Genomic DNA, 4,797 nt, shown 5'->3' with positions numbered 1-4,797 from the left:
ACCGGTGGTGTTGTTCGAACCGGCGAGGAAGCCCGACGACACGGTCGGCTTCGAGAGCGCCCACTGCGGGTCGAACTGCGAGACGGCCTTACCGAAGGTGAAGCCGGCGAACTGGATGAAGGCGTAGTCGACTTCGGTGAAGCCGCCAGCGATCGATTCACGGTTCTGCGAGAAGTCGAACTGGATGTTCGCGTAGGTGCGGACAACGCCGTATTCGGTGGCGGTGCGCGTGTCGGTGGTCAGGTTGATACGCGAACGGTTGACGAAGTAGTCCTGGTTCCAGGCGCCGGCGCCACCAGCACCACCCTGCCAGAACGGGGTGTCATAGGCGTTGCCGTTGATGGTGGTGTCGATACGGATCGCACCGCCGATCTTGACGCAGGTGTCGGTGCCCGGGATGTAGTAGAAACCGGCGCCGTAGAGAGAGCAGACCTTCACGTATTCAACGGCCTTGGCCTTGACCGGAAGATCAGCTGCCTGAGCGCCACCAACAGCGAGGATGCCCGCTGCGGAGCCCAGGATAAGGGCCTTAATCGTCTTCATGTAACCTCCAAGTTGCTAAAGGGAAGGTTCCGTCACGGGGTGAAACACCCTGAAGACAAGCCCCTGGATCCCTGACAACCCGCACCGAGACTCACGACCGAACCACATGCCCGCGGCTCAAATCCATCATCAGTACGGGACGACCTCGGGATGCCCCCCTCCGTCGCATCGCGAACATCTCCCAAGGCCTTCTGCTTCGCAACAATGGAACGCCTCGAAACCGCCCGCCTTTGGCCATTTGCGGCATAGTGTTGCGGAAATCACACGCAGTTGTGATCGCCAAATTTGAGCAAACAGCTGATTTCCTTAGCTAATTCAGCAATGCAAAAAATGTGTCATAAACTTCGCGCGACGCGTGCGCCGCACTGTTCTTCCCGTAAATCGTCAGTTCTGGCCGGCGCGAATCTCGAATCGCGGCGACTTGGCAGCGATCGAGGACAAAGTCTGAGGCCAGCGGCGAGACGTCTGCGGAGCCGCAACCGGTGGATCGGACGTATATAGAAGTGTAGGCAGTCCCTCTTCCGGGCGGAAAATTCTCTGCACAGGCCGGCAAGGCGCGATCTGGCGCTTGCGGCTCACCGCGCGGTCGGGCATATGCAGCCGTGATGGAGCTGTGGCCGAGTGGCTGAAGGCACCGCTTTGCTAAAGCGGCATACCTGTTAAAGGGTATCGAGGGTTCGAATCCCTCCGGCTCCGCCATCCCAGTTCAGCCGCTGCAGAGATGATCGGAATGCGACGTCGGGCTTCGGCCTCGTCCGCGCAGCTGGCCCCGTCAGCGATCGAACAGCTTAGAGCTATTCCTGAGACAGCCGGGCGCGCGCGACTTTCGCGAGATGCATGAACACGCTATCGCCGCCGCATTGTTGGTGGCGGGGCGAGTTATGCTGTCGAGATTTCAGTTTGTGCTATTGGTCGCTTATGGCGTCGCGCTGATCGCTGGCATCTCGTTCGAGGCGTTTGCGCTATCCTGACGGCCGGCCTCTCCGGCCAGTGCTAGATGCTGAAGCAGAAGACAGATCATCAATGAACGAATACCGCGGATTATCGTATGAACGAACGGCGCGCCATGACTGAGCAGCCGAAGCAGTCCCGCTGGATACGAGCGATGATCATTGTGCTGGCGGTTGCCGTGATCGCTGCAACGGCCGGCTCACTCCTCATCGCCATCCGGCTGATGAAGTGAGTGAGAAAGCAAAAGGCCGCACGGGCTTCACACCGCACGGCCTCCAGATGCGACTGTCGGTCCCAGCCCGATTCCATCTCATGGCCGAAGCATGAGGGACACGGGTCGTCTCGCCAACGCCTGCATGGATTCACTCCACAGGAAGCACTGACGAAGTGTCGTCAGCACCAGCTGCCTGCCACAGCCCGTTACCAGGTCTGATTGCGTGAGTTGTCGCCAACGCCATTGCCATAAGGCAGCGGCGACGGCGTGCCGCCCGAGGCGCTGCCGACATAGGCGCCGTAGGCATCGCGGACCCGGTTGCGCTGGACGTGATGTTGACGGCGCGCGGCGCTCACATCGGTCGCCGAATGCGTGGTCACCGCCGCGGCGCGCGGTGCAGCCACCGCGGGCGCGCTGGCCGACACGGCGACAGTGGCGAAAAGCGCAAGCGCGCCGGCGCGCAGCGAAAGGGTCTGGATCGACATGATGATGTCCTTGTGTTGCCGAGACCGAACGGCCTCTACGGAGATGACACAAGGGACATTGGGTGCCTGCCGGCGGTTACAAGCGAACCGGGCGTCACAAGCCCGTGACGCAGTGCGGCATTCGCGTCATGCTGGCCCGTGACGGAATTGCGGAAAAAATGTGGAGCGGCCTCGAACCCGGTTTCCCGGGTTTGCGACGACTGGTCGTCACCAGCACGCAACGGGAGGACACCATGATCGCACAGGCCACCAGGACCATCGGACGGATCGCTCTGCTCGCCACCCTCATGGTGACGGCGTCAACGGCCCTCGCCTCCGCTCAGAGCTTCACCGCCGAACAGCGCCGCCTTTGCACCGGCGATGCGTTCCGTCTGTGCAGCTCGGCGATCCCGAACATCGAGGAAGTCACCATCTGCATGCGCAAGCAGAAGACCAGTCTCAGCAGCGGCTGCAAGGCGGTGTTCGACAAGCCGGTGGTCACCGCCGTGAGCAACAAGGAGGATTAGTGGATCGAGGTCAGCCAGTCGCGCGCATCGCGCTGTGCGGCAGCGATCTCGACATCCGACATCATCTCGGCCACTTCGCGGCGCATCGGGATGGCATCGACCCGGCCCTTGAGGGCTGCGAGATTGAACCACTTGTGCGCAGCGACGAGATCAACGATCCCGGCGCGGCCGCTCGACCAGTACATGCCGCGCTCGAACAAGACGTCCTGGATCGCGGTTTCGGCGACGGGCGTTGCCGCCCCGAAATCGATCTGCCCCTGAAACATCACTCATTCCTTTTTTATGTTTGCCGCCCCAACCGAGCGCGGCTCCCGTCCGTGATCTGACTTGTCCCAACCACCAGTTGGCCCGGCGTGTTGAGGCAAATATGCCGGTCAAATTTGAATGGCAGTTTAAGTATCGCGATGAACGGTTTCTGAACGCGGATGCCCCTCGCGTGCCCATATGCAGGCAAAAACCCAGCATTCATGCGGGTTTTCTGCATTTTTCCGGATTTCGGTTTACCTTGCCGGTTGGCGATCGCGTAACCATCGCGACGACAGGCGCCGCCGTCGGGCGGATTAGCGGAAGGCGTCATCCGCCGTCCTTCGCCTCATGCAGTCGGGCGGCGGATTACGCTTTGCTCATCCGCCCTACGGCACAGCACTATCAAAATGGGAAAACTGATCATCGCCGGGGATCAACCGCACCGGCGGACAAGACGAGGGCGTCGGCAACACGTCAGGATCATATCTCGCCGGCATCATGCCCGCGATGGCGGACCAGGGATCCGCTCCGTAGAGGAAGGCCGGTCACTGCATGACCAGCTTCTCTGCCGGATCGTTGCGCTGAAGCCGAAGCCCTTCGCCATCACGATCCAGCCGTTCGACCTGATGTCTCGCCGACACCCTCTTTCGTCGATCAGAGCCAGCGCCCTCGATGAGGACGGCTCCAATGACGTTGCCGGCATCGCTGCCGGCGTAGTCCGGAAAGAAGAAGTTACTTCTTCTTGGCGGCCTTCTTGGCGACCTTCTTGGTCTTCTTGGCGGTCTTCTTGACTGCGGTCTTCGCAGCCTTCTTCACCGTCTTCTTCGCCTTAGCGACTTTCTTCACTGCCTTCTTAGCCATGTTGCCCTCCATAAGAGATGACTTAAATGCTGCGTGCAGTCGTGAATCGATATGCACACGATTCCGAATACACCAACGATTTCAAAAGAACAGTGGCCTGCTTAAGGAAGTGTTGAAGCTGTGTCGCCGCGGTCAACCCTAATCCTGCAGGTGCGGAGCGTTCATGCGGCCTTTGCATGGCAAAAGAAACGCCTGAAAAATCTACGTCGCCGAAAGTCAAGTGCGACGCGCACGCCTATTTTTGCAGCCTGCGCGTGACGTGAACTAACAAACAACTACACAAAGTCCGGGCACTCCCGAATCGCCCCGCCGATACCGGAATCGGCGCGCGACGACTTCCGGCCGGGAGAATCCGCAACGAAAATATTTTTGGGATAAGCGCGCCGGGAGCTATCCGGAAGCGCCCACAACCACCTCTTCCGTCATCTCACTCGCCACGATTCGCGACCCGATTCTCTCGCCGCGCATCGACCGACATGCTCCGGAAACGAAAACGGCGCCGCTCGAAGCGACGCCGTTGTCTTCAATACCGTGTTGCCGGGCGACGATCAGAGACCGAGTTTGCCCTTCAGCAGGTCGTTGACCGCCTGCGGATTGGCCTTGCCGCCCGACGACTTCATCACCTGGCCGACGAACCAGCCCATCAGTGCCGGCTTCGCCTGGGCCTGCGCCACCTTGTCCGGGTTGGCCGCGATGATGTCGTCCACCACCTTCTCGATGGCGCCCATATCGGTGACCTGCTTCATGCCGCGCTTCTCGACGAGCACGCGCGGATCACCGCCCTCCGTCCAGACGATCTCGAACAGGTCCTTGGCGATCTTGCCAGAGATGACGCCCTCGCCGATCAGGTCGACGATCGCGCCCATCTGTGCCGACGACACCGGAGACGAAGCGATGTCCTGGCCTTCCTTGTTGAGGCGGCCGAACAGTTCGTTGATCACCCAGTTGGCGGCGAGCTTGCCGTCGCGGGCCTTGTCCTTGAGGCCGTCGA

Annotated in this window: 7 protein-coding genes, 1 tRNA gene and 1 pseudogene; 3 read left to right on the top strand and 6 right to left on the bottom strand. The window is 60.7% G+C overall.

What is annotated here, in order from left to right; translation table 11 throughout:
* On the bottom strand, positions 1 to 543 hold a 543-nt coding region (locus tag ACIQ17_RS30915; protein ID WP_398473302.1), incomplete at its 3' end, for a porin.
* A gap of 607 nt (positions 544 to 1,150) precedes the next feature.
* Here ACIQ17_RS30915 and ACIQ17_RS30910 point away from each other — a divergent pair.
* Positions 1,151 to 1,242, top strand: a tRNA-Ser gene (locus ACIQ17_RS30910).
* Positions 1,243 to 1,591: 349 nt separating this feature from the next.
* On the top strand, positions 1,592 to 1,726 hold the full coding sequence (locus ACIQ17_RS30905; protein ID WP_398473301.1) for a hypothetical protein: 135 nt from the start codon (positions 1,592 to 1,594) through the stop codon (positions 1,724 to 1,726).
* A gap of 188 nt (positions 1,727 to 1,914) precedes the next feature.
* Here ACIQ17_RS30905 and ACIQ17_RS30900 read toward each other — a convergent pair whose 3' ends face one another.
* Entirely contained in the window at positions 1,915 to 2,193 is a 279-nt protein-coding gene (locus ACIQ17_RS30900) for a hypothetical protein (RefSeq protein ID WP_398473300.1), read from the bottom strand.
* 62 nt (positions 2,194 to 2,255) lie between these two features.
* On the opposite strand from ACIQ17_RS30900, the gene ACIQ17_RS30895 reads away from it, so the two are divergent.
* Positions 2,256 to 2,699 carry a hypothetical protein gene (locus ACIQ17_RS30895; protein WP_398473299.1) on the top strand — a complete coding sequence of 148 codons (444 nt, stop codon included), beginning with the start codon at positions 2,256 to 2,258 and terminating at the stop codon, positions 2,697 to 2,699.
* Here the strand turns inward: ACIQ17_RS30895 and ACIQ17_RS30890 are convergent.
* The 4 genes and pseudogenes from ACIQ17_RS30890 to gatB form a co-directional block, all read right to left on the bottom strand.
* A complete protein-coding gene (locus ACIQ17_RS30890) occupies positions 2,696 to 2,965 on the bottom strand; it encodes a hypothetical protein (protein ID WP_398473298.1) in 270 nt (89 codons plus the stop codon). The genes ACIQ17_RS30895 and ACIQ17_RS30890 overlap by 4 nt on opposite strands.
* Positions 2,966 to 2,979: 14 nt before the next feature.
* Entirely contained in the window at positions 2,980 to 3,276 is a 297-nt protein-coding gene (locus ACIQ17_RS30885) for a hypothetical protein (RefSeq protein ID WP_398473297.1), read from the bottom strand.
* 401 nt (positions 3,277 to 3,677) lie between these two features.
* Positions 3,678 to 3,806, bottom strand: a complete 129-nt coding sequence (locus tag ACIQ17_RS30880) for a hypothetical protein (protein WP_256438169.1) — start codon at positions 3,804 to 3,806, stop codon at positions 3,678 to 3,680.
* 548 nt (positions 3,807 to 4,354) lie between these two features.
* Positions 4,355 to 4,797, bottom strand: a pseudogene (gatB, locus tag ACIQ17_RS30875) (Asp-tRNA(Asn)/Glu-tRNA(Gln) amidotransferase GatCAB subunit B); the annotation flags it as partial.

This window comes from Tardiphaga sp., from assembly GCF_044340795.1.
Lineage (GTDB): Bacteria > Pseudomonadota > Alphaproteobacteria > Rhizobiales > Xanthobacteraceae > Tardiphaga.
The sequence above is the reverse complement of the archived record's forward strand: the minus strand, read 5'-3'. Positions and strand labels throughout refer to the sequence as shown.